The organism is Yersinia sp. 2542 StPb PI, from assembly GCF_048593855.1.
Taxonomy (GTDB): domain Bacteria; phylum Pseudomonadota; class Gammaproteobacteria; order Enterobacterales; family Enterobacteriaceae; genus Yersinia; species Yersinia enterocolitica_E.
Genome location: NZ_JAZGQA010000293.1, coordinates 1 through 3,479, shown reverse-complemented (window position 1 = coordinate 3,479; position 3,479 = coordinate 1). Strand labels below are relative to the sequence as shown.

Sequence of the window (3,479 nt, the reverse complement as noted above, 5' to 3'; positions counted from 1 at the left end):
ATAAAACTCATTATTCTTGATTTATATGCTATTTTCATCTCTAACACGGTTGAGAGTTTTTTAATTACTACTTCTGTAATACGTGATAAAAACGTCTGATTAAATCAACCAGACGTTGGATAGCAATCACATCAAACAATAAAATCAGTTGCCTGAGTTGGCTGCCCCACAATTTTCACAAGAAAATCAGGTAATAATTGCCCGCCATCAACATTTAATGCCAAATCGCTGATATTAGTCTGCGGATCATAAGTTAATAATGCTTCACTGGCAGAACCGCTAAAATGATCGACAAAGTGAATACCACCGCTGCCAGTATTAAAAACGGATAAATCGATTTTATCTATACCGCCCTCAAAATCCATGATCCAGTCTGGCGCACTTGGTGAAGAATCCGTGGTCCGGCCGAAAACAAAAATATCGCTACCGCTGCCCCCCCAAAGTTTATCTGCACCGCCGCCGCCGAACAGAACATCATTGCCTGCGCCACCACGTAGTTCGTTATCTGCTCCATTACCCACCAGAACATCATTACCAGAACCACCAATGGCATTCTCAATCGTCACGTTGGCGGCGATTGAAACGTTAGCTTTTAATCCCCCGACATCAGAAAAAGCAGCTTCTTCCAGATTGATACGTTGATCAACGCTATAGCCTGAGAAATCAAAGGTATCAATGCCGCCCGCATCCCAAACAGAGAATACTTTCTGATCACTGCTATCTGTCAGGGTAAAAGAGTCGCGCTGAGTGTTGGAGTTGAAACCATAGATATTATCTTCCGTGCGGGTATCCATATTCGCACCGTAAAGACGCTGAATTGCAAAAATATCATCCACCAGTGGCGTTGACGCGTAGTGCCCCTGATGGTCAGCCCCGGATTGCCAAGCATCCCAATAACTCATGATACTGAACTGACGAGTATCTTCACCATAAACCGCATCCTTGGCAAAAGTATTACCCTGTCCGGCGTTATAATTCGCAGGGTGACTCAGACCAAGTGCATGTCCCAATTCGTGCGCCAGAGTCAAGCGGCCATACTCCATTTTCTCTGGCTCTCGGATATTATCCATATTGTAATTATACCAAGTGCTGGTATCAGCAATTCTTTCGTTAGGACCAGAAGTATAACTGGAACTGGTATATGCCTGCCCTCCCGCCAACTGCCCATCAGCCGTTAATGAATAGTTGCCCAATGTAATATTGGCTTTTTCGGTTGGCCCCACCTCGGTGAAGTGGATATTAGCGACATCAGACCAGGATTGCAGTGAAAATTTAGTTTGTGCCACTTGCTCAGGATTGAATTTAATAAACCCGTGAACATCATCCGATTTTTGAGACTGCAAATCGAGGAATGAATAAGTCAGATCAACATCGTGCCCTAAGGTCGTTTTTCCATTCCAATTTAGTTCGCTGCGGTTTAACTGCAGAGCCGACTTACCTAAATCAAAACTAATCTTTCCACTTGACGTAGTAAAACCATCGCCTCGAACTGAGTCACGGAATAAATCAATGACAGCACTATAGCCACTTTGGTTAATAGTGTTATTGATCTGATCATTAGCTATTTTATTGATTGATTTCAACGTCAAGTTCCTTGTAATTAATTAAATTTACCACCACGTCGACAGCCCACATTAATTAATGGATAGATATTTCCCCATGTAAGAAAGTAAATCCATGTCATATCCTTTGTAGTGGCATCACATAAAGCTATACTATGATATAATATAATTTGCCGACTAATTAATAGGTAAAAAATAATTATCGAATCATCACGATGCATTCTAATTATATGCTTTGAATTATTAAAATCAAGGAATGGTAATTAAAATCAACAAAACCAAAATATCTAATTACATGCATAAAGCACAGACGATATCACTATATAACCTCATCATTCCTGGTTTAACTTACTAATAACGTCTAATAAAACTCATTAGACGTTATTTTTGTTTCATAAATATAGGTTATCAAACAATAAAATCCGTTTCTTGTGCTGGCTGCCCAATTATTTTTACTAAAAAATCGGAGAATGAATGATCGCCTGTCACATTATTTAATGCTAGCTCACTAACATTGCTTCCAGCATCATAAGTCAGCATAGCTTCGCCTGCTTTACCGCTGAAACTATTAACAAAATGGAAGCCACCACTGTTGGCAAAATTGAAAGCTGAAAGATCAATCTTGTCAATGCCACGTTCAAAATCCATTATCCAATCAGCAGCTTGTGGGGTGGAGTCACTAACTTTGCCAAATACAAAAATATCTTTACCTGCCCCACCCCACAACACATCAGCACCGCCATCGCCGAACAAGATATCATTACCATTACCTCCCATTAAGGTATTACGAGCGTCGTTACCCACGATGATATCGTTACCTGATCCACCAATCGCATTTTCGATAGTCACACCGGCCGCAATGGAAACGTTGCCCTTCAGACCACCGACATCAGTGAAGGATTTCTCATGCAAGTTAATACGTTGATCATTGCTATAACCGGAAAAATCAAAGGTATCGTTACCATCGGCATCCCAGACCGAAAAGATTAATGCCTTACTGCTGTCCGCAGCAGTGTAATAATCACGATTGGTATTGGAATGAAAACCGTATATGGTATCACCGGTGCGGGTCGTCATATTCGCTCCGTATAAATGCTGAATAGCAGCAATATCATCCAACATCGGTGCAGCAGCATAATGCCCTTTGTTATCGCCTCCGGTATTTTTTTCGTTCCAATAACTCATAATACTGAACTGACGGGTATCTTCCGCATAGGTCACATCTTTATAAGTCGGTGTTCCCTCCCCTGCATTATAATTACCGGGATGGCTAAGGCCTAGAGCATGCCCTATTTCATGGGTTAGTGTTTGCCGTCCATATTCCATGGTATCCGGGTGGCGTATATTATCGACGTTATAATTGTACCAGGTAGAACCAGATGAACTTCCACTGCCGGGCAAAAGTGCATAGGCCTGTGAATCAGCCAGTGACCCGTCGTGAGAAAGTGTAAAATTGCCAAATGTAACATTAGCTTTTTGGTTGGGAGTGATTTCTGTGAATGTAATATTGGCAGCATCTGACCATGACTGTAATGATAATTTAGCAGTGGCAATTTGTGCGGGGTTAAATTTAACAAAACCCTTATCGCCTCCCGGAATTCGAGTAACACTATCTAAAAATGAATAAGTCAGTTTTACCGGCTGATCAAAAACGTATTTACCATTCCACGTTTGATCAGTGCGAGTAATTTGTAATCCAGCATCTTCATTGGAGTAAGAAGGCTTACCGTTAATCACTAAGTCTTCACCACGCGCATGATACTGAAAAAACTCGCTTACTGCATTATAACCATTCCGTGATATCGCGGCATCAAACTGATCGGCAACTTTATTACTACTTGCTTTCATAGATAAATTTCCACGTAATTGGACTTAATCGTCATGTAACGGAACACAGCCGATGAATTAATTTAATAT

At 41.1% G+C, this 3,479-nt stretch carries 2 protein-coding genes; both read right to left on the bottom strand.

Going from position 1 to position 3,479, the window contains the following annotated elements:
- Positions 1-131: 131 nt before the first annotated feature.
- On the bottom strand, positions 132-1,583 hold the full coding sequence (locus V1952_RS20750) for a serralysin family metalloprotease (protein ID WP_372558280.1): 1,452 nt from the start codon (positions 1,581-1,583) through the stop codon (positions 132-134).
- A gap of 387 nt (positions 1,584-1,970) precedes the next feature.
- Positions 1,971-3,410, bottom strand: a complete 1,440-nt coding sequence (locus V1952_RS20745) for a serralysin family metalloprotease (protein WP_372558279.1) — start codon at positions 3,408-3,410, stop codon at positions 1,971-1,973.
- Positions 3,411-3,479 lie beyond the last annotated feature (69 nt).